Annotated in this window: 21 protein-coding genes and 1 pseudogene; 14 read left to right on the forward strand and 8 right to left on the reverse strand. The window is 71.5% G+C overall.

Annotation, left to right across the window (positions count from 1 at the left end):
• Nucleotides 1-376: 376 nt before the first annotated feature.
• Nucleotides 377-847 (forward strand): annotated as a pseudogene (locus OIB37_RS23005) (hypothetical protein); the annotation flags it as partial.
• 148 nt (nt 848-995) lie between these two features.
• On the opposite strand, the gene OIB37_RS23010 reads toward OIB37_RS23005, so the two are convergent.
• From OIB37_RS23010 to OIB37_RS23025, 4 genes are all read right to left on the reverse strand, one after another.
• Nucleotides 996-1,613, reverse strand: a complete 618-nt coding sequence (locus OIB37_RS23010; RefSeq protein ID WP_330459486.1) for a Maf family protein — start codon at nt 1,611-1,613, stop codon at nt 996-998.
• 27 nt (nt 1,614-1,640) lie between these two features.
• A complete protein-coding gene (gene mmpB / locus OIB37_RS23015; RefSeq protein WP_330459487.1) occupies nt 1,641-1,769 on the reverse strand; it encodes a morphogenic membrane protein MmpB in 129 nt (42 codons plus the stop codon).
• A 112-nt stretch (nt 1,770-1,881) separates the two neighbouring features.
• Nucleotides 1,882-2,091 (reverse strand): acyl-CoA carboxylase subunit epsilon, encoded by a 210-nt coding sequence (locus OIB37_RS23020; RefSeq protein ID WP_330459488.1) that lies wholly within the window; start codon nt 2,089-2,091, stop codon nt 1,882-1,884.
• A 32-nt stretch (nt 2,092-2,123) separates the two neighbouring features.
• A complete protein-coding gene (locus OIB37_RS23025; protein WP_330459489.1) occupies nt 2,124-3,737 on the reverse strand; it encodes an acyl-CoA carboxylase subunit beta in 1,614 nt (537 codons plus the stop codon).
• Nucleotides 3,738-3,847: 110 nt separating this feature from the next.
• On the opposite strand from OIB37_RS23025, the gene OIB37_RS23030 reads away from it, so the two are divergent.
• Nucleotides 3,848-4,708, forward strand: coding sequence for a biotin--[acetyl-CoA-carboxylase] ligase (locus tag OIB37_RS23030; RefSeq protein ID WP_330459490.1), 861 nt, complete (start codon nt 3,848-3,850; stop codon nt 4,706-4,708).
• Nucleotides 4,709-5,101: 393 nt separating this feature from the next.
• A complete protein-coding gene (locus tag OIB37_RS23035; protein ID WP_330459491.1) occupies nt 5,102-6,226 on the forward strand; it encodes an adenylate/guanylate cyclase domain-containing protein in 1,125 nt (374 codons plus the stop codon).
• A gap of 48 nt (nt 6,227-6,274) precedes the next feature.
• On the opposite strand, the gene OIB37_RS23040 is transcribed toward OIB37_RS23035, so the two are convergent.
• Complete coding sequence (locus tag OIB37_RS23040; RefSeq protein ID WP_330459492.1) at nt 6,275-6,907, reverse strand: hypothetical protein; 633 nt, start codon at nt 6,905-6,907, stop codon at nt 6,275-6,277.
• A gap of 671 nt (nt 6,908-7,578) precedes the next feature.
• On the opposite strand from OIB37_RS23040, the gene OIB37_RS23045 reads away from it, so the two are divergent.
• The 3 genes from OIB37_RS23045 to hutH all read left to right on the forward strand — a co-directional run bounded on the left by OIB37_RS23045 (nt 7,579) and on the right by hutH (nt 11,302).
• The gene (locus OIB37_RS23045) at nt 7,579-8,373 is read left to right on the forward strand and encodes an enoyl-CoA hydratase/isomerase family protein (RefSeq protein WP_330459493.1); all 795 of its coding nucleotides are present in this window, start codon (nt 7,579-7,581) and stop codon (nt 8,371-8,373) included.
• A 132-nt stretch (nt 8,374-8,505) separates the two neighbouring features.
• Nucleotides 8,506-9,654: a GGDEF domain-containing protein gene (locus tag OIB37_RS23050; protein WP_330459494.1), complete on the forward strand. Its 1,149-nt coding sequence runs from the start codon at nt 8,506-8,508 to the stop codon at nt 9,652-9,654.
• Nucleotides 9,655-9,763: 109 nt separating this feature from the next.
• A complete protein-coding gene (gene hutH, locus OIB37_RS23055; protein ID WP_330461941.1) occupies nt 9,764-11,302 on the forward strand; it encodes a histidine ammonia-lyase in 1,539 nt (512 codons plus the stop codon).
• A gap of 57 nt (nt 11,303-11,359) precedes the next feature.
• Here the strand turns inward: hutH and OIB37_RS23060 are convergent, their stop codons facing one another.
• Together OIB37_RS23060 and OIB37_RS23065 are read right to left on the reverse strand one after the other, a co-directional pair.
• The gene (locus OIB37_RS23060; RefSeq protein ID WP_330459495.1) at nt 11,360-12,163 is read right to left on the reverse strand and encodes a hypothetical protein; all 804 of its coding nucleotides are present in this window, start codon (nt 12,161-12,163) and stop codon (nt 11,360-11,362) included.
• Between the two features lie 42 nt (nt 12,164-12,205).
• Nucleotides 12,206-12,541 (reverse strand): hypothetical protein, encoded by a 336-nt coding sequence (locus OIB37_RS23065; protein ID WP_330459496.1) that lies wholly within the window; start codon nt 12,539-12,541, stop codon nt 12,206-12,208.
• Nucleotides 12,542-12,651: 110 nt separating this feature from the next.
• Between OIB37_RS23065 and OIB37_RS23070 the strand changes: the two genes are divergently transcribed.
• From OIB37_RS23070 to OIB37_RS23095, 6 genes are all read left to right on the forward strand, one after another.
• Entirely contained in the window at nt 12,652-12,996 is a 345-nt protein-coding gene (locus OIB37_RS23070) for a hypothetical protein (RefSeq protein ID WP_330459497.1), read from the forward strand.
• 220 nt (nt 12,997-13,216) lie between these two features.
• On the forward strand, nt 13,217-14,464 hold the full coding sequence (locus tag OIB37_RS23075; protein ID WP_330459498.1) for a L,D-transpeptidase: 1,248 nt from the start codon (nt 13,217-13,219) through the stop codon (nt 14,462-14,464).
• Between the two features lie 141 nt (nt 14,465-14,605).
• On the forward strand, nt 14,606-16,078 hold the full coding sequence (locus OIB37_RS23080) for an ABC transporter permease (RefSeq protein ID WP_330459499.1): 1,473 nt from the start codon (nt 14,606-14,608) through the stop codon (nt 16,076-16,078).
• Nucleotides 16,079-16,127: 49 nt separating this feature from the next.
• Nucleotides 16,128-16,811, forward strand: a complete 684-nt coding sequence (locus OIB37_RS23085; RefSeq protein WP_330459500.1) for an ABC transporter ATP-binding protein — start codon at nt 16,128-16,130, stop codon at nt 16,809-16,811.
• 322 nt (nt 16,812-17,133) lie between these two features.
• Nucleotides 17,134-20,376, forward strand: a complete 3,243-nt coding sequence (locus OIB37_RS23090; protein WP_330461942.1) for a S8 family peptidase — start codon at nt 17,134-17,136, stop codon at nt 20,374-20,376.
• Between the two features lie 92 nt (nt 20,377-20,468).
• Nucleotides 20,469-20,981, forward strand: a complete 513-nt coding sequence (locus OIB37_RS23095; protein WP_330459501.1) for a hypothetical protein — start codon at nt 20,469-20,471, stop codon at nt 20,979-20,981.
• Nucleotides 20,982-21,186: 205 nt separating this feature from the next.
• Here OIB37_RS23095 and OIB37_RS23100 read toward each other — a convergent pair whose 3' ends face one another.
• Entirely contained in the window at nt 21,187-22,083 is an 897-nt protein-coding gene (locus OIB37_RS23100; protein ID WP_330459502.1) for a helix-turn-helix domain-containing protein, read from the reverse strand.
• A 180-nt stretch (nt 22,084-22,263) separates the two neighbouring features.
• Between OIB37_RS23100 and OIB37_RS23105 the strand changes: the two genes are divergently transcribed.
• Together OIB37_RS23105 and OIB37_RS23110 are read left to right on the forward strand one after the other, a co-directional pair.
• Entirely contained in the window at nt 22,264-23,307 is a 1,044-nt protein-coding gene (locus OIB37_RS23105; protein WP_330459503.1) for an NAD(P)-dependent alcohol dehydrogenase, read from the forward strand.
• Between the two features lie 200 nt (nt 23,308-23,507).
• Nucleotides 23,508-23,915, forward strand: coding sequence for a hypothetical protein (locus OIB37_RS23110; protein ID WP_330459504.1), 408 nt, complete (start codon nt 23,508-23,510; stop codon nt 23,913-23,915).
• Nucleotides 23,916-24,198: the final 283 nt, after the last annotated feature.

Here is a 24,198-nt window from a genome sequence, read left to right on the forward strand (position 1 = left end):
TTTAGGGACTGCCGACGAGCCACTACGACCCGTCCCCAATGGTGAGCTTGCCCACACGGAGCGTGATGCCAGGCCCGCTCGACCCACGAAAGCCCTTGTCGCGCCTTGGTACGCGGGACTCCACCGGAAAACCCTAGCCCCGTCATGTGGCCAAGGTCTCTGTGAGAGCGTGCTGCGGGCCACTCGGTTTCTTTGTGGAGTCCCTACGAATGGCCCAATGATTCTTTGCCGCCGGACGAACCCTTGTCCCTCGCTTTGCCCTCCCCAAAGCTCTTCACGAGCAGGGGGGACCCCCATGTAGCGTGCGCGATGACACGAACGTACTTCGGGTAACAGCAGCTCTGCTCGGGCTGAGGTCGAAAGTGGGTGGGGACCGGTGTTGCGCAGACCGGTGGCGTGGGTCGTGGCGTTCGTCCTCTTGGCCGAGGCGTTCACGATCGGAGCACTGAACTGGTTCCTCGGAGTGGTCGTGGACCACCAGAAGATGTCCCTGGCCGGTCTCGACCCCGACGTGATGTCGATGTCCTCGAAGATCGGCGGCGTGGTCTTCGGCCTCTACTTCGCCCTGTGCGCCCTGGTGGCCCTGCTGGTCGCGATACGCGACCGCGCGCCCGCCGGCCTCGGGCGTGTCCTGCTCATCAGCGCCGCGGTGGTGCACGCCCTGCTGGGCGCCTTCTGCTGGGGCCCGGTGGGCCGGCCCGCGTTCCTGTTCATGGTCGTGGTGTTCGCGCTGATCCTCCTGCTCCTGATGACGTACGACCGCCAGGACGACGCCGGCCGGCAGCGGGCCGCCGGCGCCCCTGGGGCGAGCGGCGACCCCGAGGCGCTGCCCGGACCGGTCGCGCCGCCGCAGGGGGCCGATGAGCGCAAGACCCTGTCCGCGCCGGCCGCAACTCCGGAAGAAGGCGGGCCGCACGGCCGTACGGGTGAGCGGGGCGAGGGGGCCGAGGGGGACGTGGAGCGCGGCGGGCCGCACGACACCGTCCCCGCGCAGGTCACTCTGCCGGTGCCCACAACTCGGTGATGCCGACACCCAGTTCGGCCAGCAGCCGGCGGACCAGGGGCAGGCTGATGCCGATCACGTTGCCGTGGTCGCCGTCGATGCCCTCGATGAACGGCGCCGAGCGGCCGTCCAGGGTGAAGGCCCCGGCCACGTAGAGGGGTTCGCCCGAGGCGACGTAGGCCGCGATCTCCTCGTCCGAGGGGTGCCCGAAACGCACCAGCGTGGAGGCGGTCGCGGACACGTACCGCTTGGCCGTCGTGTCCCAGACGCAGTGCCCCGTCTGCAGGATGCCGGCCCGCCCGCGCATCGCCTTCCAGCGGGCGGTGGCCTCCTCGGCGTCGGCGGGCTTGCCCAGCGCCTGCCCGTCCAGCTCCAGGACCGAGTCGCAGCCGATCACCAGGGCGCCCTGCACCTCCGGCCGCGCCGCCACCACCGAGGCCTTGGCCTCGGCCAGGGCGAGGGCCAGCTCGGCCGGGGTGGGCGCGGTGACGGCGTCCTCGTCGACCCCGCTCACGATCACCTCGGGCGCGAGACCCGCCTGCCGCAGCAGGCCGAGCCGGGCGGGGGACTGGGAGGCGAGGACGAGGCGACGGCGGGGCTGGTCAGTCATGCGGCCAGCGTATCGCCGACGGCGGGCTCACCTCAGACCGATCGCGATCAGGATCACGATCATGGCCAGAGCCAGGAAGAGGCCGAGCCGCCGCAGCTTCGCCTCCATGTCGCGGAGTTCTTTCGACGGCTCGTCCTCGGGGTCTGACCACAGCATGCTCCCAGCGTGGGGCCTGGACCGCGGAGGGCGCCTGAGTAGAGGTACTCAGATCGGCGCCCGGTGCCGCCGTACCGCTGTGCTCGGCTCCCCACGCTCCTGGAACGTGCTGTCAGCTCGGCCAGTAGGTGCGCGTCCACGAGGCCGGGCCCGGGGCCGGGACGCGGTGGGCCGCGATCCGGGACGGGTCCGACCAGGCGTCCCTCGGGGCTCCCGCGCCGGACGGCGTCGCCGACGCCGCCGCGGCGCGGAAGCGGACCACCGCCAGAGCGGCGGCCAGCTCCTCGGGGGTGGGATTGCCTCGTACGACCTTGATGTTCATGACCGCTCCCGGGGTCCGCGTGGCGACAGGGCCTAGAGGGGGATGTTGCCGTGCTTCTTCGGAGGCAGGGATTCCCGCTTGGTGCGCAGTTGACGCAGACCCCGGACGATGTGGGCGCGGGTGTCGGACGGCATGACCACCGCGTCGACGTAACCGCGCTCGGCCGCGATGTACGGGTTGAGCAGGGCGTCCTCGTACTCCCGGATCAGCCGCGCCCGGACGGCCTCGGCGTTCTCGGGGCTCTCGCCGTTCGCCTCCGCCTCCGCGATGGTGCGGCGGTGCAGGATGTTGACCGCGCCCTGGGCGCCCATGACGGCGATCTGCGCGGTCGGCCAGGCGAGGTTGAGGTCGGCACCCAGGTGCTTGGAGCCCATGACGTCGTAGGCGCCGCCGAAGGCCTTCCGCGTGATCACCGTGATCAGCGGGACGGTGGCCTCCGCGTACGCGAAGATGAGCTTGGCGCCGCGCCGGATGATGCCCTCGTGCTCCTGGCCGACGCCGGGCAGGAAGCCGGGGACGTCGACGAAGGTCAGCACGGGCACGTTGAAGGCGTCGCAGGTGCGCACGAAGCGTGCCGCCTTCTCGCTGGCGGCGATGTCCAGGCAGCCGGCGAACTGCATCGGCTGGTTGGCGACGATGCCGACCGGGTGGCCCTCGACGCGCCCGAAGCCGGTGAGGATGTTCGGCGCGAACAGGGCCTGGGTCTCGAAGAACTCCGCGTCGTCCAGGATGTGTTCGATCACCGTGTGCATGTCGTACGGCTGGTTCGCGCTGTCCGGGACGAGCGTGTCCAGCTCGCGGTCCTCGTCGGAGACCGCGAGATCGGCCTCCTCGGGGAAGACCGGGGCCTCGGCGAGGTTGTTGGACGGCAGGTACGACAGCAGCTGCTTGACGTACTCGATCGCGTCCTTCTCGTCCCCGGCCATGTGATGCGCCACGCCCGAGGCGGTGTTGTGGGTGCGGGCGCCGCCCAGCTCCTCCATGCCGACGTCCTCGCCGGTGACCGTCTTGATGACGTCGGGGCCGGTGATGAACATGTGCGAGGTCTGGTCGACCATGACCGTGAAGTCGGTGATGGCGGGGGAGTAGACCGCGCCGCCCGCGCACGGGCCGACCACCAGGGAGATCTGCGGAATCACGCCGGAGGCATGGGTGTTGCGGCGGAAGATCTCGCCGTACGCGCCGAGGGAGGCCACACCCTCCTGGATGCGGGCGCCGCCGGAGTCGTTGATGCCGATGACCGGGCAGCCGGTCTTCAGGGCGAAGTCCATGACCTTGACGATCTTCTGCCCGTAGACCTCGCCGAGGGCGCCGCCGAAGACGGTGAAGTCCTGCGAGAAGACGGCGACGGGGCGGCCGTCGACGGTTCCGTAGCCCGTGACGACACCGTCGCCGTACGGACGGTTCGACTCCAGACCGAAGTTGGTGGAACGGTGCCGGGCGAACTCGTCCAACTCGACGAAGGAGTCCTCGTCGAGCAGCAGCTCGATCCGTTCACGGGCCGTCAACTTGCCCTTGGCGTGCTGCTTCTCGACGGCGCGCTCCGAGCCGGCGTGCGTCGCCTCGTGGATGCGCCGCTGGAGATCCGCGAGCTTCCCCGCGGTTGTGTGCATGTCGGACTCGTGACGCTCTTCCGGCTCGGACATCGGGATGCGGCTCCCTGCCTGCTCAAAAGGGGGGACGATTACTCACCCGTAGCGTAGTGGCGGGCCTACCGGTCAGCAGTGCGGCGTTTCCCACACCTAGGGTGGCTTGCATGACGCCGCAGAATCCCTCAGACGACAGCCGTTGGTCCGACCTGGAGCGCCCTCCGCTGAACGCGGCCGCCCTGCGCCGGGCGCTGACCCGTGACGACAGCCTGTGGTGCGACGTCGAGGTGGTGCAGCGCACCGGGTCCACCAACTCCGACCTCGTCGCCCTGGCCGCCGCGGGCGACGCGGACGAAGGTGCCGTCCTCGTCGCCGAGGAGCAGGACGCCGGGCGGGGCCGCCTGGACCGCACCTGGACGGCTCCCGCCCGCTCCGGTCTCTTCTTCTCCGTCCTGCTGAAGCCCGCCGGTGTCCCCGTCGAGCGCTGGGGCTGGCTGCCGCTGCTGACCGGCGTCGCCGTCGCGACGGCGATCGCGCGCGCCGCCGGCGTCGACACCGCCCTCAAGTGGCCCAACGACCTGCTGGTCACGGTCGACGGGAAGGAGCGCAAGGCCGGCGGCATCCTCGCCGAGCGCGCGGGCACGGACGCGGTCGTGGTCGGCATCGGCATCAACGTCACCCTGCGCGAGGACGAACTCCCCGTCCCCCAGGCGGGATCGCTCGCGCTGGCCGGAGCGATCAGCACGGACCGCGATCCGCTGCTGCGGGCGGTCCTGCGCTCCCTGGAGGAGTGGTACGGGCGTTGGCGGGACGCCGGGGGCGATCCGGCCGCGAGCGGCCTGCAGGAGGCGTACGCGGCGGCCTGCTCGACGCTGGGGCGCACGGTGCGGGCGGAGCTGCCCGGCGACCGGGCGCTGGTGGGGGAGGCGGTGGCCCTCGACGGGGACGGGCGGCTGGTCATCGCGACGGAGGAGGGCGTGCAGGAGCCGGTGGGGGCGGGCGACATCGTCCACTTGCGGCCCGCGTGAGTACGAGTGGTGTCGCGCGGGGTGCTTGCCGGGCGCCCTGCGCCGCGGCCGGCCGGGGGTGGGGGATCCGGGATCCCGTCGCCCCTGGCGGTACGACTGTCCGTGACCGGCGGGCAGCTATCAACGGCCGGATTCACTGCGGCCCGCGGATGCGCACCGGCGCCCAAGCGGCGAAAATCAGGCCGTCCGGCATTTCGGAAACCAGGCCGTCCGGACCGGGGCGAGGGTCCGGGGGACGGCGAACCCCAGGGCGGCCGACCGCAGTACAGGGTGCCCCACCAGCGAAGCTGCACTGCTCGGTCGGCCCAGCCCGACGGAGTGAGCTGGCGCACACCTGCCGTAGAGTTGAGGCCGGTCGATACCTGACCGTGGCAGATCGGAAGGGCAGCAGGCGTGACCGTCGACGACACCGGCTCCGGCGCGGGCGCGGACGGCAGGGTTGACCCCGACGCCGCCGAACCCGGCGAGGACCCCCTCGCCCTGCGCCTGGAACAGCTCATCCTGGGCGCCGAGCGTCGCTACACCCCTTTCCAGGCCGCCCGCAGCGCCGGTGTCTCCATGGAGCTGGCGTCACGGTTCTGGCGCGCCATGGGCTTCGCGGACATAGGGCAGGCCAAGGCCCTCACCGAGGCCGACGTACTGGCCCTGCGCCGCCTCGCCGGCCTGGTCGAGGCGGGACTGCTCAGCGAGGCCATGGCGGTACAGGTGGCCCGGTCCACCGGGCAGACCACCGCCCGGCTGGCCGAGTGGCAGATCGACTCCTTCCTGGAGGGCCTGACCGAGCCCCCCGAGCCGGGTATGACCCGCACCGAGGTGACGTACCCGATCATCGAGCTGCTCCTGCCCGAACTGGAGGAGTTCCTCGTCTACGTCTGGCGCCGCCAGCTCGCGGCCTCGGCCGGCCGGGTCATCCAGGCCGCCGACGACGAGGAGATGGTCGACCGGCGGCTCGCGGTCGGATTCGCCGACCTCGTCGGGTTCACGCGGCTGACCCGCCGTATGGAGGAGGAGGAGCTCGGCGAGCTGGTCGAGGCGTTCGAGACGACCGCCGCCGACCTGGTGGCCGCCCGTGGCGGCCGGCTCATCAAGACCCTCGGCGACGAGGTGCTCTACGTCGCCGACGACGCGGGTACGGCCGCGGACATCGCCCTGCGGCTGGTCGAGACGATGGCGAACGACGAGACGATGCCCGAGCTGCGCGTCGGCATGGCCTTCGGCACGGTGACGACCCGGATGGGCGACGTCTTCGGCACGACCGTGAACCTCGCCTCCCGGCTGACCTCGATAGCGCCCCGCGACGCCGTGCTGGTGGACAGCGCCTTCGCCGAGGAGCTGATCCGCACCGGTGAGGCGCCCGCCTCGGAGGCGGCGGCGGCCGAGGCCGTCGCCACGGCGGAGAAGGAGGGCGAGGAGCCGCCGACGTACCCCTTCGCGCTCCAGCCGATGTGGCAGCGCCCGGTCCGCGGCCTCGGCGTGGTCGAACCCTGGCTGCTCGCCCACCGCCCGTCCCGGCCCTGACCCGGTCTTGACCGTGCCCGGGACCTTGTCCGGGACGTTGACCAGAACCTAGTCCTTCGGCCCGTCCAGCAGATCCACGCACAGCCCGATCACCGGCACGCACACCCCGCCCGGCGGGGGTGCGGGCGCGGTCGTGCCGTGGCTGGGGGCGGGAGTGGGTGCCGGGGCGGTCGCCGAGGCCGGTGGTGGCTGTGGCCGCGTCGTCGTCGGCGGGTGCGGTGCGGTGGTCGCCGGCGGGGGCGCCGGCTTCGGGGCGCTCGTCGAAATGGTGGTCGGAATGGTGGTCGGGACATCCGTACCGTCCGCGGCCGTCCCGGGCGTGGCCCGGGTGTCCGGTCCGGCCGCGGCTGTGCCGGTCGGCGCGGGACTCACCCCGCCCATGGCAGAGGCGGCCGACGGCAGCGCGGCGGGGGACGCCGCGATCGTGGCCGACACGCCTGTGGACCGCTCGGTGGCGTCCCCACCCGTACCGGCCCGCGGCTCGGCCTCGGCGCTGCCGGGCGTGCCGATCCCGGACTCCGGCGCCACACGCACCAGGCTGAGCACTCCCGCGGCCAGCACGAGACTCCCGGCGGCGAGCAGCCCCTTACGGTGGCGCGGCTTGCGATGCCGCCCCCGCCGACCGCCTCCGGCGCCGACCCGCGCGGACACGCCTTCCGCACCGGCTCTCGGCGCGGACACGCCTTCCGTACCGCGCCCCCGCGCCGACACGCCACCTTCGACGCCCGCATCAGCCTCGTCCGGCCCGGGAGCGGGTACGGGCTCCGCGCGTTCGGGGTCTGCGACAGGGCTGGGCGGTGTGGTCGACGTGGGCGGCGTGGCGGCCTCGGCCGGCGCTGTCGAGCCGGCCGGTTCGCAGGGGTCTGCCGACGCGGAAGGTGTGGCGGGACGGGGCGGTGTGGCCGAGGGGGCCGGCCCGGTGATCGCGACCGGCTGACGGAACGCGGCGGGCCTGCGGGGTGTCCGCGACCGGGACGGCCCTGCCGGCTTCGATGCCTCCCTGCGCGCGGTCGGCTCGGCGGTGCCGGGTGGGCCGGGCGGATCGACCAGGGTGGACGGGGTCGACGGGCCGTACGGAGCGGGCGGTGCGGGGGGCTCTGACGTGGCTGCTGCGGGAGCCCCCGCAGGTATCGGTGTCTTCGGTGTCATGAGATCCCTCCCCGCCGCACGCCGAGGACGCGCTGTGGCGGTGCAGCACGCTATGCGCTCCCGTGGGTGATGTGGGGCGAGTCGGTCGGGATGTCACTCGAACGGGCGTAGGACAGCGGGCCGGGGCGGCTCTTTCCCGGGGTGGGGTACGGCTGCGATGATCGGGCCGACAGTGAGTTAACCCGCGTTAACCGGAGGGTGTCATGGCTGAGGAGCGGTTCGGGGAGTTCGTGCTGGTGCGGCGGCACGGGCATGTGGCGGAGCTGGTGCTGGACCGGCCCAAGGCCATGAACGCCGTCTCGACGGAGATGGCCCGCTCCCTCGCGGCGGCGTGCGCGGCGCTCGCCGCCGACCAGGATGCGCGGGTGGTCGTCCTGACGTCGTCGCACGAGCGGGCGTTCTGTGTCGGGGCGGACCTGAAGGAGCGGAACTCCTTCAGTGACGCGGACCTGGTGCGGCAGCGGCCGGTGGCGCGGGGGGCGTACACCGGGGTGCTGGAACTGCCGATGCCGACGATCGCGGCGGTGCACGGGTTCGCGCTGGGCGGCGGGTTCGAGCTGGCGCTGTCCTGCGACCTGATCGTCGCCGACCGTACGGCGGTGGTGGGGCTGCCCGAGGTGTCCGTGGGGGTGATTCCCGGCGGCGGCGGCACGCAGTTGCTGCCGCGGCGGGTCGGGGCGGCGCGCGCCGCCGAGCTGATCTTCTCCGCGCGGCGGGTGGAGGCGGCGGAGGCCGCCGAGCTGGGCCTGGTCGACCAGCTGGTGGAGGAGGGGCGGGACCGCGAGGAGGCGCTGGCGCTGGCGGCGCGGATCGCCGGGAACTCGCCGGTGGGCCTGCGGTCGGCCAAACGGGCGCTGCGGCTGGGGCACGGGCTGGATCTCCGGGCCGGCCTGGAGGTCGAGGACGCGGCCTGGCGCGCCACGGCGTTCTCGGGGGACCGGGCGGAGGGCGTCGCGGCCTTCAACGAGAAGCGCAGGCCGGAGTGGCCGGGAGAGTGATCCCCGCCCCCGCGGGCACCCTCCGTCACCGCCCGGCCGCCCGCCACGCACCGGCTCGCGGCGACCCGGATTCGTCCACCTGATCGCACGACAAATGCACCAATCATTCCCATTCCTCCCTAACCTGGGGTGATGGGTGAGGACAACCGGCTGGCCGCCGTGGTGGCGCTGGCGCAGGGGATGGCAGCGGCGCACACCCCGCGGGAGTCGTGGCTGGCCGCCGCGCTCGGCGCGTGCCGGGCGCTGGACGGGAACTTCGCGGCGCTGTCGGTGTGGGAACGGGAGCTGGGGCGGCTGCGGGTCCTGGTGAACGCGGGGGAGCGCGCCCCGGACGAGGAGGAGTTCCCGGAGGCCGAGGCCTACCCGGTGCATCAGTTCCCGGAGATCGCCGAGTTCCTGCACGAGAAGTGGGCCGGGGGAGGCGGCGTCAACGCGTGGGTCGAGACCGCGCAGGGCCCCGCCGCCGGCACCCCCGGCTACTTCCACCAGCGGGTCGCCGCCCTGCGCCGCAGACGCCGCGGCTGCTGTGTCGTGGCCCCCGTCGTGCTGCACGGCAGGGCCTGGGGCGAGCTGTATGTCGCCCGCGCGGTCGGCGCCCCGGTCTTCGGGCGCCCCGACGCCGACTTCGCCACCGTGCTGGCCGCGGTCGTCGCCGCCGGCATCGCGCAGACCGAGCGGCTGGAGGAGGCCGAGCGGCTCGCGTTCACGGACGCGCTCACCGGCCTCGCCAACCGCCGCGCCGTGGACGTACGCCTGGAGGAGGCCATCGAGCGGCACCGCGCGGACGGGGTGGTCGTCAGCCTCGTCGTCTGCGACCTCAACGGCCTCAAGCGGGTGAACGACACCCACGGGCACGCGGTCGGCGACCGGCTCCTGGAGCGGTTCGGCTCGGTGCTGTCGCTGTGCGGGGCGATGGTGCCGGGCGCGCTCGCGGCGCGGCTCGGCGGGGACGAGTTCTGTCTGCTCGCGGTGGGGCCGCCCGCGGGCGACGTCGTCAAGGCGGCGGAGGAGCTGTGCCGCAGGGCGGCCGAGCTGGAACTGGGGGAGGGGGTGGCGTGCGGGGTCGCCTCGACCGAGGAGCCGATCGGGCCGGTGCGCGACGCCCGGCGGCTGTTCCGGCTGGCCGACGCCGCGCAGTACCGCGCCAAGGCCCTGCGCGCCGACCGCCCCGTGGTGGCCGGCCGCGAGGGCCCCGACGACCCGGTCGTACGACTGGCCGACGAGTCTTCGCGCCCGCCCGCCCGCGCCGAACGCCGCCGCTTCCGCGGGCGCAGGCCGTGAGCCCCGGCCGCGGTGGCCGTACGCTGCCCGGGGCAGGAGAGGTAAGGGTCACTCCCGCCGCCCACTAGTGACACCACTGCATTCAATGCGTACGCTCCTGAATATGGATATGCACACTGTGGTGGTGGGGACGTCCGGGGTCACCGCGTCCGACGTTCTGGCCGTGGCGCGCGGCGGCGCGCGCGTCGAGCTGTCGGCCGAGGCGGTGGCGGCCCTCGCGGCGGCACGGGAGATCGTGGACGCGCTCGCGGCCAAGCCGGACCCGGTCTACGGCGTCTCCACGGGCTTCGGAGCCCTGGCGACCCGGCACATCAGCCAGGAGCTGCGCGGCCGCCTGCAGCGCAACATCGTCCGCTCGCACGCCGCCGGCATGGGCCCGCGGGTCGAGCGGGAGGTCGTACGGGCCCTGATGTTCCTGCGGCTGAAGACCGTCTGCTCCGGACACACCGGCGTGCGGCCCGAGGTCGCGCAGACCATGGCCGACGTGCTGAACGCCGGCATCACCCCGGTCGTGCACGAGTACGGCTCCCTCGGCTGCTCCGGCGACCTCGCCCCGCTCTCCCACTGCGCCCTCGCGCTCATGGGCGAGGGGGACGCGGAGGGCCCCGACGGCGTCGTACGGCCCGCCGGCGAGCTGCTCGCCGAGCACGGCATCCGGCCGGTCGAGCTGCGCGAGAAGGAGGGCCTCGCCCTGCTCAACGGCACCGACGGCATGCTCGGCATGCTGGTCATGGCCCTCGCCGACCTCGACACCCTCTACAAGTCCGCCGACGTCACCGCCGCCCTCAGCCTGGAGGCGCTCCTCGGCACGGACAAGGTGCTCGCCCCCGAGCTGCACGCCATCCGCCCGCACCCGGGCCAGGGCGCGGCCGCCGCCAACATGCTCGCCGTGCTCAAGGGCTCCCAGCTCACCGGGCACCACCAGGACGACGCGCCCCGCGTCCAGGACGCCTACTCGGTGCGCTGCGCCCCGCAGGTCGCCGGCGCGGGCCGCGACACCATGGCGCACGCCCGCCTGGTCGCCGAGCGCGAGCTGGCCGCCGCCGTCGACAACCCCGTGGTCCTGCCCGACGGACGCGTGGAGTCCAACGGCAACTTCCACGGCGCCCCGGTCGCCTACGTCCTGGACTTCCTGGCCATCGCCGCCGCCGACCTCGGCTCCATCGCCGAGCGCCGCACCGACCGGCTGCTGGACAAGAACCGCAGCCACGGCCTGCCGCCGTTCCTCGCGGACGACGCCGGCGTCGACTCGGGCCTGATGATCGCCCAGTACACGCAGGCCGCCCTGGTCAGCGAGATGAAGCGGCTCGCCGTGCCGGCCTCCGCCGACTCCATCCCGTCCTCCGCCATGCAGGAGGACCACGTCTCCATGGGCTGGTCGGCCGCGCGCAAGCTGCGCACCGCCGTCGACAACCTCACCCGGATCATCGCCATCGAGCTGTACGCGGCCACCCGCGCCATCGAGCTGCGCGAGGGTCTGGCGCCGGCGCCCGCCTCCCGGGCCGTGATCGACGCCGTGCGCGCCGCGGGTGTCGAGGGGCCCGGTCCGGACCGGTTCCTGGCCCCCGACCTGGCCGCCGCCGACGCCTTCGTGCGCGCGGGCCACCTCGTCACCGCGACGGAGACGGTCACCGGGCCGCTGCGATAGGCACACACGACGAGAACGGGGGCCCTGTCGCCGGACAGGGCCCCCGTTCCCGTCGGGTCACTTGAGCTTGGCCGCCTGTGCCTTGACCACCGGGGCCGGAACCCCGTACGCCTTGCCGGCCATCATCGCGCCGATGTTGCGCGTGGTGTACGAGGCCAGGGTGTTCCCGTGCCGCTCCACCACGACGTGCTCCGCGCCGGTGTCCCCGTCGCCCAGGTCGCTGGTCACGGCGAAGGCCACCGACGCGTCACCCGCGTCCGGGCCCTTCTCCTCGGCGACCTTGGTGATCGACGCCTTGTCCCCCGCCTGGTCGCCCTTGAAGCCGCCCGCGCAGGCCTTGACCGCGTCGGAGACCGTCCGCAGGGTCTTCTCCGCGCCGTCGCCGTCGTACGAGGACAGGGTGACCACGGTGACGTCGAGGTTCATCGACTCCTTGATCGCGGCCTCGAACTTCCCGCTGGCCATGTCGCCCATGGACGTCGCGTCGTCCGTGGGGTCCTTCTTGTCCTGCTGGACCATGATGTTGGTCTCCGCCGGAGCGTCGCCCGGCGCGATGCCCGTCATGATCTGGAGCAGCGGGCCGCACTGGGCGTCGGCCGCCTTGACCGCGCTCTTCGGGGGAGTGCCGCCCGTGACGGGCTTGATCTTGTAACCGCTCACGTCGCCCTTGGCGACGATCAGCTTCTTCAGCTCGGCCGCGCTCAGCGCCTTCACGGCCGGCTTGTCGGCGTTGTTGACCTTGTCGGCCCCGAGGCCGCCGGAGCCCTCTGAGGCCCCCTCGGAACAGCCGGTGACGAGGACGAGTGACAGCGCGCTCACGGCGACGGTGGCGCACAGCCGCACGCCCGATGATCTCTTCATGGACGGACTATGCGTTCCCGGTCAAAGAAGCGTCAAGCGGGATTAAAAACCGAGGCGTTCGCGACGCACCGAGTACGCCACGAATCCGGCACCGAGGACGAGGAACAGGGTGCCGCCGACGACGTACGGCGTGGTGTCGATGCTGCCGGTGTCGGCGAGTCCGGTCGCGTCCGCGGCTTCCCCCGCGGTCTCGGCCGTCGACGCGGACACCGCTCTGGCCTGCTGGGTCACCTGCGCGGTGGCGGGCGTGGAGGCGGTCTGCGCCCCTGTCGCCACCGGGATGTTCTGCGACGCGTTGGCGGACGGGACGAACCACAGGGCGCAGAGCAGAGTGCCCGCGGCGGTGGCGGTCAGCAGCGGACGGCGAGCGGATGACACGGAATATCGATCCCCCTTGTGGCGCTGGCGAATTGGCCGTGTGGAGCGATGTTAGTGAAAATCGCGGGTCACGGGAAAGTCACGGGAGGTTTCGGCTCTACGCTCGCGTTATGAGCGTTGAAGAGACATCACGTTTTGTACGGCTTCGGGTGGAGCTGGTGCTCGAAGTGCACGACGAGGACGAGCTGACGAAGGCCGCGCTGCGCCGGCTGACCGCCGATCCGGAGGTTCCGGAGGCCGAGAGGGGCCATGCCGAGGCCGCTGTGACGGAAGACACCGCGGAGGCGGTGGCCTATCTCGTGGATCCGTTCGACCTGGTCAGCGAGGTGCCGGGGGTGGAGCTCCAGCAGGCCTCCTGGTCCAGCGAACGTGTCGACTACGACCCGGATTCGCCCGACTGGGACCCGGACGAGGATGATGGGGACGACGACGGAGAAGAGGACGGCATCGGCTGAGCGTTCCGGGGTAGCAGTGCCCCGGGCGGCAACCGCCGTCCGGGGTTTCGTCGTCTCGACGAACGCACGGAGCACCGGCGCGCCCTCCGCCCTCGGCGGACGTGGTGTGTCCCACACATGCGCGGCATGGGGAACGGGACGGTGTGTCCGTAGCGTTGAAGGTTCTCAGCGGGGACTTCTCGGGGTTTTCACGGATACGGCAACGATGGAGAAGCGTGTGATGACGGACAGTAAGCGGCGCAAGGGCCTGACGGTCGCGTCCGCACTGCTCGGCGGTGTGCTCGTGCTCACCGGCTGTTCCAGCGGCGGTGACGCCAGTGCGGCCGACAACGGTGAGAGCTCACAGGCGAAGGCCGACGCCGCGGCGGCGAAGAAGTCGTCCGAGGCGCAGATCACGATCACGCCCAAGGACGGCTCCAACAACGCCTCCATCAACAACTCGGCGGCGGTCACCGTCGCCAAGGGCTCGCTCACCGGCGTGACGATGGCCACCGAGGACGGCAAGACCGTCGCGGGTGCGCTGTCCGCCGACAAGACGAGCTGGAAGCCCACCGGGCAGCTGGAGCGCTCGACCACCTACAAGGTCTCCGCGGAGGCCAAGGACTCGCAGGGCCGTGTCGCCCACGAGAACGCCTCCTTCACCACGGTCTCCCCGGCCAACAGCTTCATAGGCAGCTTCACGCCGGAGCAGGGTTCCACCGTCGGTGTGGGCATGCCCGTGTCGATCACCTTCGACAAGGCGATCACCAACAAGGTCGCCGTGCAGAAGGGCATCACGGTCTCCTCCAGCAGCGGCCAGGAGGTCGTCGGGCACTGGTTCAACGCCAACCGCATCGACTTCCGCCCGGAGCAGTACTGGCAGGAGAACTCCACCGTCACGCTGAAGCTGGCGCTGGACGGCGTGGAGGGCGCGAGCGGCGTCTACGGCGTGCAGCAGAAGACGGTCACCTTCCACATCGGCCGCAACCAGGTCTCGTACGTCGACGCGCAGACCAAGCAGATGAAGATCACGCACGACGGCCAGGTCATCAAGACCATCCCGATCTCGGCCGGTTCGCCGGAGCACAAGACGTACGCGGGCATCATGGTGATGTCCCAGAAGTTCCAGCAGACCCGCATGAACGGCGCGACCGTGGGCTTCACGGATGACGACGGCAAGGGCGAGTACGACATCAAGGACGTGCCGCACGCCATCCGCCTGACCAACTCCGGCACCTTCCTGCACGGCAACTACTGGGGCGCGACGTCCGTCTTCGGCAGCGTCAACACCAGCCACGGCTGCGTGGGTCTGCACGACGTCAAGGGCGCCAAGGACCCGAACACGCCGGCCGCCTGGGTGTACAACCACTCCCTCATCGGTGATGTCGTGGTCCTCCAGCACACCGGTGACAAGACCGTCGCCCCGGACAACGGCCTCAACGGCTGGAACCTGGGCTGGGCGCAGTGGAAGGCGGGTTCGGCGATCTGACCGGCTCCCCACCGCCCCGCGCTCTCCCCGAGTGATCCGATGCCGCCCCCACCGGGCGGCATCGGTGTTTTCCGGGCCTTCTCATCCCCCTCTCAGCGCCGCCTCAGGGTGCCATCAGGGTCCGCGCCTACGTTGCGGCCCATGTTCTTCACCTACCTGAGGCGCGAACTGCGCCGCCGCAGAAAGGCGGCACTCGTCGTCGCCTCCGGTCTCGCCCTGGGCATCGCCCTCGTCATCGTGGTCAACTCCGTGTCCAACGGCATGGGGAAGGCCCAGGACGAGGTCCTGCAGTCGCTGTACGGCCTGGGCACGGACATGACCGTCACCAAGGCGTCGGCGCCGGACGCGAGCGGCGCCCAGCGGCCCCGCTTCAAGTTCGGCGCCCGCGCCGACGGTGACAGCGCCTCGCAGAGCAGCGACCGGGTCATGGTCCAGGGCTTCACCACCCTCGCCTCCTCGACGGTCACCAAGGTCGCGGACCAGCAGGGTGTCGCGTCCGCCGTCGGCGGTCTGAACCTCACCGTGTTCAAGGTCGACGGCCAGTTCACGCGCGGGCAGTTCCAGCAGTCCGGCGGCGCGGGCGGCTACCGGCGCGGCGGCGGCAGCGGTGCCCCGCAGGGCGAGGTCCGGGGCGGCGGCGCCGACTTCGGCATCAACCAGTACACGGTCGTCGGCACCGACGTGACGAAGACGGCGCTCGGTCCGCTGTCCTCCTCCAAGATCAGCAGTGGCCGTACCTTCAAGGCCACCGAGACCGACGCCAAGGTCGCCGTCGTCGACTCGGCCTACGCCAAGCAGAAGAAGTACAAAACCGGCTCCACCGTCACCGTCAAGGGCACCAAGTACACGGTGATCGGCATCGCCACTGCCGACAGCGGCGACGCGGCGGCCAACCTCTACATCCCCCTGAAGCAGGCCCAGACCCTGGCCGGCGAGAAGGACAAGGTCACCACGGTCTACGTCAAGGCGACCGACTCCCAGCGCATCGACTCCGTCAAGAGCGCCATCCGGAAGAACGTCTCCGGTACGACGGTGACCACCTCCTCCGACCTGGCCAAGACCGTCTCCGGCTCGCTGTCCACCGCCTCCTCCCTCGCCACCAAGGTCGGCACGTGGCTGTCCATAGCCGTGCTGGTGGCCGCCTTCCTCGTCGCCGGGCTGCTCACCTCCTCCGCGGTCTCCCGCCGGGTGCGTGAGTTCGGCACCCTGAAGGCCCTCGGCTGGAAGTCGTCCCGGGTGACCCGCCAGGTGGTCGGCGAGGCCATGGTCAACGGCCTGGTGGGCGGTGCCCTCGGCATCGCGCTGGGCCTCGCGGGCGCCTACGCGGTCACGGCCGTCAGCCCGACGCTCCAGGCCCAACTGGGCGGCGGCGCAGGCGGCTTCGGCGGCGGGGGCTTCGGTGGGGGCGCAGGCGGCTTCGGCGGGGGCGGCCTCGGCGGTCCCGGGCGTCGTACGGCGAAGACCCTCGAAGTGGCCCTCACGGCCCCGGTGAACGTGACGACGATCGTCCTGGCGGTCGCCCTCGCGGTGGCCGGCGGCCTGATCGCGGGCGCCTTCGGCGGCTGGCGGGCGTCGCGGCTGCGCCCGGCGGACGCGCTGCGGCGCGTGGAGTAGCGGCCGCCCGACCCGCAGCCGAACCCGATCCGCACCTCCAGGAGTCCCCATGTACGAACTGAGAAACCTCACCAAGACCTACACCCGGGGCAAGGACACCATCCGCGCCCTCGACGCAGTGGACCTCACCATCCCCCAGGGGGACCGCCTGCTCATCCAGGGCCCCACGGGCGGCGGCAAGTCCACCCTCCTGCAGATGCTGGGCGCCCTGGACCGCCCCACCTCCGGCGAACTCCTCCTCGACGGCACCGATCTGGCCAAGCTCTCCGAGGCCCGTCTGACAAGGCTCCGCAGCGAGAACATCGGCTTCGTCTTCCAGTCCTTCAACCTCATCCCGACCCTCACCGCCCAGGAGAACGTGGAGACCGCCCTCGTCCCCCTCGGCGTCAAGACGAAGGAGCGGCGCGAACTGGCCGCCGAGGCGCTGGAGTCCGTTGGTCTCGGCGAACGCCGGGCCCATCTGCCCGCCGAGATGTCCGGCGGCCAGCAGCAACGCGTCGCCATCGCCCGCGCGTTGGTCAAGCGGCCCAAGGTGCTGCTCGCCGACGAGCCGACCGGCAACCTCGACGAGAGCATGCGCGACGAGATCATGGACGTACTCGAACGCCAGTGGAAGGAGCACGGGTTGACCTTCATCATGGTCACCCACGACTCCGCGATCGCGAAGAAGGCCCCGCGCGTGGCCACCATCCGCAAGGGCAGGCTCACCGTGCGGGAGAACGCGGGCGCGTGAGGGCCCATAACACCGTTGCCACGCGGGGCACTCGGCGATTGGGTAACAGTGTCCCGCCCGAGGCGTAACGGTGTTCCTCCCGAGGCGTAACAGTTCTCGTGAGGCTCTTTCATCCTCCTCTCATCTCTTGAGCCGTCTGATCGTGCCCCGGCATACTCCCTGATCCGGGGGTTGACGTTCAGATGTACGACTCTTCCCCCGACCGGGTGAACGGGGATTCGCCCGGTACTTCATCTCCAGGGGGAGAGTCTTGCGCAGACACACGCACAGAGCGGCGGTGGCCACGGTGGCCACCGCCGCCGCAGTCGCTCTCGCAGCGGGCATGACCAGCCCCGCGTCGGCGAAGCCCGGGCAGCGGCCCTCGGCCACCGCCTCGTCGCTCACCGCGAAGCACCACGTCACCCTCATCACCGGCGACCGCGTGGACCTCGACGCCAAGGGCCGCGTCGTGGGCCTCGAACGGGCCGAGGGACGGGAGCACATACCGTTCCAGGTCCGCAGGGTCGCGGGGCACACGCTGGTCGTTCCCGCCGACGCGGCCCGCCTGGTCGCCTCCGGCACGCTGGACCAGCGCCTGTTCGACGTCACCGAGCTGAACAAGGCCGCCACCCGCAGTTCCCAGAAGAACGGCCTGAAGGTCATCGTCGGCTACCGCGGCACGGCCACCGGCGCCAAGGCCGGCGTCCGGGCGGCGGGCACGCTGCGCCGCAGCCTCAAGGCCCTCGACGCGGACGCCGTGCAGACCCCGGTCGAGGACACCGCCGCCCTGTGGCACGCGGTCACCGGCGCGAACGGGTCCGCCTCCGGCATCGCGCACGTCTGGCTCGACGGCGTCCGCAAGGCGAGCCTCGACAAGTCCGTGCCGCAGATCGGCGCCCCGACCGCGTGGGCCGCCGGCTACACCGGCAAGGGCGTCAAGGTCGCCGTCCTGGACACCGGCGTGGACACCACCCACCCGGACCTCAAGGACCAGGTGACCGAGTCCAGGAACTTCACCTCCGCCGCCGACGCCACCGACCACTTCGGCCACGGCACGCACGTCGCCTCCATCGTGGCGGGCACCGGCGCCAAGTCCGGCGGCACGTACAAGGGCGTCGCTCCCGACGCGAAGATCCTCAACGGCAAGGTCCTCGACGACACCGGCTCCGGTGACGACTCCGGCATCCTCGCCGGCATGGAGTGGGCGGCCGCGCAGGGCGCCGACGTCGTCAACCTCAGCCTCGGCGGCTACGACAGCCCGGGGATCGACCCGCTCGAAGCGGAGGTGAACAAGCTCTCCGCCGAGAAGGGCGTGCTGTTCGCGATCGCCGCGGGCAACGAGGGCCCCCAGTCGATCGGTTCGCCGGGCAGCGCGGACGCCGCGCTCACCGTCGGCGCCGTCGACGGCAAGGACAAGCTCGCGGACTTCTCCTCCACCGGACCGCGCAACGGCGACGGCGCCATCAAGCCGGACCTCACCGCGCCCGGCGTGGACATCACCGCCGCCGCGGCCAAGGGCAGCGTCATCGACCAGGAGGTCGGCGAGAAGCCCGAGGGCTACCTGACCATCTCCGGCACCTCGATGGCCACCCCGCACGTCGCGGGCGCCGCCGCGATCCTCAAGCAGGAGCACCCCGACTGGGGTTACGCGGAGCTGAAGGGCGCGCTGACCGGCTCGGCCAAGGGCGGCGCCTACACGCCGTTCCAGCAGGGCTCGGGCCGCGTGCAGGTGGACAAGGCGATCGGCCAGTCCGTGGTCGCGGACCCCGTCTCGGTCAGCTTCCCCACCCAGGTGTGGCCGCACACCGACGACAAGCCGGTCGGCAAGGAGGTGACGTACCGCAACCTCGGTGACACGGACGTCACGCTCTCCCTGAGCACCACCGCCACCGACCCCAAGGGCAAGGCCGCCCCGGCGGACTTCTTCCGGCTCGGCGCGGACCGGGTGACCGTACCGGCGCACGGCAACGCGTCCGTCGCCCTCACCGTCGACACCCGCCTCGGCGGCACCGTGGACGGCGTCTACTCCGCGTACGTGACCGCGACCGGCGACGGCCAGACGGTCCGCACCGCCGCCGCGGTGGAGCGCGAGGTGGAGTCGTACGACGTCACGCTCAAGTTCATCGGCCGCGACGGCAAGCCGACGCCGAACTACGACGCGAACCTCACCGGGGTCGCCGGAGGCGCTAGCGGCAAGGACCTGTACCCGTACGACAAGTCCGGCACGGTGAAGGTGCACGTGCCCAAGGGCACGTACATCCTCAACACCTCCGTCTTCGTCGATCCGCAGAACAGCGCCAAGGGCATCGACTGGCTCGTCCAGCCGAAGCTGGCCGTCACCAAGAACCAGACGGTCACCGTCGACGCGCGAAAGGCCAAGCCGGTGGACATCACCGTGCCCGCCTCGGGCGCCAAGTCCCAGTTCGCCGCACCGGCGTTCGACGTCCAGATCGGTAACGACGACTACGGATACGGCTGGTTCCTCGAGACCTACCGCGGCTTCCGCAGCGCCCACCTGGGCCCGGATCTCCCCGCCGGCACGCTGAACCAGTACTGGGACGGCCACTGGACCAAGGGCGACACCGAGCAGTACGACACCACCACCGGCGGCCCGGTCAGCCGGCTCGCCACGGGCTACACCAAGCACTACAAGGCGTCCGACCTGGCCACGCTCAAGGTGGGCATGGGCGCGTCCGCCGACCGCAAGACCGGCACCCTGGACGCCGTCGGCTGGCTGCCCAACGCCACCGGGGCCACCTCCGTCAGCTTCCCGCAGAAGCTGCCCGGCACCCGCACGCTCCACCTGTCCGCCAAGGGCGGCGTGAAGTGGGAGCTGGAGTTCCAGCAGAACGGCGGCACCGACGAGGACGGCTTCCCGATCACCGAAGCCGCCTACGAGCTCGGCGCCAAGGGATACGAGGGGGGCAGGACCTACACGAAGACCTTCAACACCGCGGTCTTCGCCCCGCACCTGAACGCCGACTACGGTCTGCGCCGGAACGGCAACCAGATCTACGGCGTACTGCCACTGTTCGCCGATGGCGCGAGGCACGTCGGTGCGTCGGCGTTCGGCTCGGTGACCACGAGCCTGTACCGCAACGGCACCAAGGTCGGCACCAACGACGACCCGCTGTTCGGCGAGAAGGTCTTCAAGGTCCCGTCCGGTGACGCCGCCTACAAGCTGACCACCTCGGTCAAGCGCTCGGCCAAGGTCGCGCAGGCGTCCTCGCGGATCGACGCGACCTGGACCTTCCGCTCCAAGAAGCCGTCGGGCGGCCTCGCCGTGCTCCCCGCCTCGGACCTGCACTTCGGTGCCGCGACCGGCCTGGACAGCCGCGTCAAGGCCGGGAAGACGGTCACCTTCCCGGTCACCGTCGAGGGCTCGGCCGCGGGCGGCAACCTGAAGTCCCTGTCGGTGTACGTCTCGTACGACGGCAAGACCTTCAAGAAGACCACCGTGCACGGCGGCAGGATCACCGTGAAGAACCCGGCGAAGAACAAGTCCGTCTCGTTCCGCGCCAAGATCACCGACAAGAAGGGCAACACCTCGGAGATCACGGTCCACGACGCGTACTACGGCAAGTAGACCGCGGCGAGAGCCACTTCGGCCGAGGGGCACCCGGAGAACGTCTCCGGGTGCCCCTCGGCCGTTCGCCCCGTCCGGCGTAGAGTCCCCGCGTGACCGCTGCCATCACCGCGATGATCAACGCCGTAGTCGGAGTCCTGGGTACCCTCCTCGCCCCCGCGCTCGGCCAGCGCCACGCCGACCGGCGGCGCGCCGAGGAGGAGCGGCAGGCCGGGCGGAGACGGCTGCTGGAGGAGCGGCGGGCGTCGTACGTCGCGATGAACCGCGCCTCGCGGCAGTTCCACACCCTCCTGAAGGACGCCCTGCACCGGATACGCGACGGCGTCTACGCCGAGCAGGACCGGGAGCAGCTGGAGGAGAGCCGGCGCGAGTACCGCGACCGGTACGCCGAGGCGCAGATGGTCGTACCCGAACGGATCCTGGACGCCTCGCGCACCCTCAACCGCGTGCTGGCCGGCACCGACGCCGTCGCCAAGCGCCTCGACCGCGGACTGGCGGGAGACGGCGAGAGCGCCGAGCGGGCCCTGCTCGACCTCAAGGAGGCCGAGCCGCTCCTGACCGCCATGCGCCGGCTGATGCGGGCCGACCTGGGCGTCGAGGACTAGCCGAACTTGGCGTCGAGGGCCGGGGGACGAGGCGGGCCCCGCTAGGGGGTGTCGTTTGGATCAGCTCGGGTCCGCGGCGCCCGGCGCGGCACCTCGCCGCGTTGTCGGATCAGCCGAGTACGTCCGGTACGCGGCAGATCCTCCGCCTTGCGAGGCACCGCACCGGACGCCGCGGCCTGATCCGACCTGATCCAAACGACACCCCCTAGGCGGACGGCACCGTGCGGGTCGCGTCCGTGCCCCAGCTCGCCAGGAGGCGCAGGGACTGCGCGGAGGGGGAGCCCGGTTCGGCGTGATAGGTGACCAGGGACAGATCCGCGTCACCGGCGAGACGGAACCCCTCGTAGTTCAGGGAGAGTTCGCCGACCAGCGGATGCCGCAGACGCTTGACGCCGTGGCTCTTCTCCTTGACGTCGTGCGTGGCCCACAGCAGACGGAACTCCTCGCTCTTGACGGAGAGTTCACCGACCAGGGCGGACAGCCGCGCGTCGTCCGGGTAACAGCCGGCGTCCATGCGCAGGGCGCACACGATGTCGATCGCCTTCTGCTCCCAGTCCACGAACAGCTCGCGGTACGCGGGGTGCAGGAACACCAGCCGGGCCCAGTTGCGCTCCGCCGCGGGCAGCTCCGACCAGTCACCGAAGAGCGCGGCCGCCGGCCGGTTCCAGGCGAGGATGTCCGAGCGCCGCCCGACGACGTACGCCGGCACCGCCTCCATCGCGTCCAGCAGGTGCAGCAGCGCCAGACGGGTCTGCGGCTGCCGTGCCGTGGGCTTCTTCTTGTGCGCCTTCGGCTTCGCCAGATGGGTCAGGTGCGCGTGCTCGGCGTCCGTCAGGCGCAGCGCGCGGGCGATGGAGTCCAGGACCTCCGCCGAGACGTTGCGGCCGTTGCCCTGTTCCAGGCGCGTGTAGTACGCCACCGACACCCCGGCCAGCTGCGCCAGCTCCTCGCGGCGCAGCCCCGGCACCCTGCGGTGCCGCCCGAAGTCGGGCAGACCCACGTCCTGCGGCTTCAGCCGGGCCCGCCTGCTGCGCAGGAACTCGCTCAGCTCGGCCCGGCGGTCCAGCGGCCGCCCCGCGGCTGCTCGCGCCTGTTCGTCCATACCACCAGTATCCGTCGCCTCCCGTGGTCGTACGCAGGGCAGCCTGACCCCGCCAGTGGTAGGCACGGCAGACGTACGAAAAGGCGTGGACAGGCTGGCGGACCCGACTTGCGGCAGGCTGGAAGGCGTACCCGGCGCAAAGGTATCCGGGTACGCGGACCCCGCTAGGAGAATCCCGGCATGACCACTGTTGCTGCTTACGCCGCGCCCGCCGCCAAGGCCCCGCTGGAGCGGACCACCATCGAGCGGCGCGCGGTCGGCGACCACGACGTCCTGCTCGACATCAAGTTCTCCGGTATCTGCCACTCCGACATCCACCAGGCCCAGGACGGCTGGAACCCCGGCATCTTCCCGATGGTGCCCGGCCACGAGATCGCGGGCGTCGTCACCGAGGTCGGCCCCGGCGTGACGAAGTTCGCCGTCGGCGACCACGTGGGCGTCGGCTGCATGGTCGACTCCTGCCGCGAGTGCGACAACTGCAAGGCCGGCCTGGAGCAGTACTGCACCGGGGGCGGTCCCGTGTGGACGTACAACTCCGTCGGCAAGGACGGCGAGCCCACCTACGGCGGCTACTCGGAGAACATCGTCGTCGACCAGGACTTCGTTGTCCGTATCCCCAAGGGCCTCCCCCTCGACGCCGCCGCGCCCCTGCTCTGCGCCGGCATCACCACGTACTCCCCGCTCAAGCACTGGAACGCCGGCCCCGGCAAGAAGGTCGCCGTCGTCGGCCTCGGCGGCCTCGGCCACATGGGCGTCAAGATCGCGCACGCGCTCGGCGCCGAGGTCACCGTCCTGTCGCAGTCCCTGCGCAAGAAGGACGACGGCCTGCGGCTCGGTGCCGATCACTACTACGCCACCAGCGACCCGAAGACCTTCGAGGAGCTGGCGGGCACGTTCGACATCATCCTCAACACCGTCTCCGCCCCGCTCGACTTCGCCGCGCTGCTCTCCCTGCTCCGCACGGACGGCACGCTGGTCAACGTCGGCATCCCGGAGGAGGAGGTCAACATCTCCCTGCAGTCCCTGTTCGGCAACCGCCGCAGCGTGAGCAGCTCCGGCATCGGCGGCATCGCCGAGACCCAGGAGATGCTCGACTTCTGTGCGGAGCACGGCCTCGGCGCCGAGATCGAACTGATCTCCGCCGAGGAGATCAACGAGGCGTACGACCGCGTCCAGGCCAGCGACGTCCGCTACCGCTTCGTGATCGACGCGGCGACGATCTGAACGACACGGATCCGATCCACACGGCGATGATCCGAGCGACACGGATCTGATCCACACGGCGATGATCCGATCCACAGCGGTGGCCGGCGCCTCGGGGTGCGGGCCACCGCCCGGGTGATATCGCCGTGTCGCTGCGGTCGCCCGCTCGCCCCTTGCGACAGCTTGGTCGGGACATGTTCACGACTGAGAAAGGGGCTGCCGTGAGAAGGTTCGGCATCTACGCGACCCTGTCCTGCGCAGCTGTCATCGCAATGTCCGGTGCCACAGCCGGCCAGGCCCTCGCGGTGACCCGCACCGCACCCGAGCCTCCCCTCATCAACATCCAGTTCGACAACACCAAGGGCGGCACGCAGATCGGCGGCAAGAACAACACCCAGGGCGGCACGCAGGGCGCCGGCGCGGGCAACGTCCAGGGCGGCACGCAGGGCGCGGGCTCGGGCAACACCCAGGGCGGAACCCAGGGCGGCACGAACAACGTCCAGGGCGGCACCCAGGGCGCCACGAACCCCCTCGGCACCCGCGCGGCCGTAGAACCCCTGACGGGGGTCCTGAGCCTCCTCCACCTCCCCGGCCTGCTCTCCGGAGGGCTCCTTCAGCAGGGCACTTGAGGGATGAGCGGGGGCTCGGCGGGCATCCCGCCGGGCCCCCCCTCCAAGCTCACCTGCCGAGCCCCTCCAAGCTCAGCGGGGACGATCCGTACAAGCGGCGCATCGGGCATGGCGGTTTCCTCACTCGTCACGGGTCGCATCAGACACCGACCGCCCACGCCTGTCCAGGCTCGCCGACGGGCACGGAATCGCCGGGAACCCTCGTGCGTTGAGGTCAGTGGGCATGGCATGCCGGCGGTATGAGAGCCGGACAGCCCGAATGATCTGGACCGACTGACATTGG

Source organism: Streptomyces sp. NBC_00820 (assembly GCF_036347055.1).
Classification (GTDB): Bacteria; Actinomycetota; Actinomycetes; order Streptomycetales; family Streptomycetaceae; genus Streptomyces.

Coding starts and splice junctions, on each gene's coding strand:
- OIB37_RS23025 (WP_330459489.1), bottom strand. CDS start 3,737: ATGTCCGAGCCGGAAGAGCGTCACGAGTCCGACATGCACACAACCGCG.
- mmpB (WP_330459487.1), bottom strand. CDS start 1,769: ATGCTGTGGTCAGACCCCGAGGACGAGCCGTCGAAAGAACTCCGCGAC.
- OIB37_RS23085 (WP_330459500.1), top strand. CDS start 16,128: ATGTACGAACTGAGAAACCTCACCAAGACCTACACCCGGGGCAAGGAC.
- OIB37_RS23075 (WP_330459498.1), top strand. CDS start 13,217: ATGACGGACAGTAAGCGGCGCAAGGGCCTGACGGTCGCGTCCGCACTG.
- OIB37_RS23060 (WP_330459495.1), bottom strand. CDS start 12,163: ATGAAGAGATCATCGGGCGTGCGGCTGTGCGCCACCGTCGCCGTGAGC.
- OIB37_RS23045 (WP_330459493.1), top strand. CDS start 7,579: ATGGCTGAGGAGCGGTTCGGGGAGTTCGTGCTGGTGCGGCGGCACGGG.
- OIB37_RS23010 (WP_330459486.1), bottom strand. CDS start 1,613: ATGACTGACCAGCCCCGCCGTCGCCTCGTCCTCGCCTCCCAGTCCCCC.
- OIB37_RS23070 (WP_330459497.1), top strand. CDS start 12,652: ATGAGCGTTGAAGAGACATCACGTTTTGTACGGCTTCGGGTGGAGCTG.
- hutH (WP_330461941.1), top strand. CDS start 9,764: ATGCACACTGTGGTGGTGGGGACGTCCGGGGTCACCGCGTCCGACGTT.
- OIB37_RS23105 (WP_330459503.1), top strand. CDS start 22,264: ATGACCACTGTTGCTGCTTACGCCGCGCCCGCCGCCAAGGCCCCGCTG.
- OIB37_RS23090 (WP_330461942.1), top strand. CDS start 17,134: ATGACCAGCCCCGCGTCGGCGAAGCCCGGGCAGCGGCCCTCGGCCACC.
- OIB37_RS23080 (WP_330459499.1), top strand. CDS start 14,606: ATGTTCTTCACCTACCTGAGGCGCGAACTGCGCCGCCGCAGAAAGGCG.
- OIB37_RS23050 (WP_330459494.1), top strand. CDS start 8,506: ATGGGTGAGGACAACCGGCTGGCCGCCGTGGTGGCGCTGGCGCAGGGG.
- OIB37_RS23020 (WP_330459488.1), bottom strand. CDS start 2,091: ATGAACATCAAGGTCGTACGAGGCAATCCCACCCCCGAGGAGCTGGCC.
- OIB37_RS23030 (WP_330459490.1), top strand. CDS start 3,848: ATGACGCCGCAGAATCCCTCAGACGACAGCCGTTGGTCCGACCTGGAG.
- OIB37_RS23100 (WP_330459502.1), bottom strand. CDS start 22,083: ATGGACGAACAGGCGCGAGCAGCCGCGGGGCGGCCGCTGGACCGCCGG.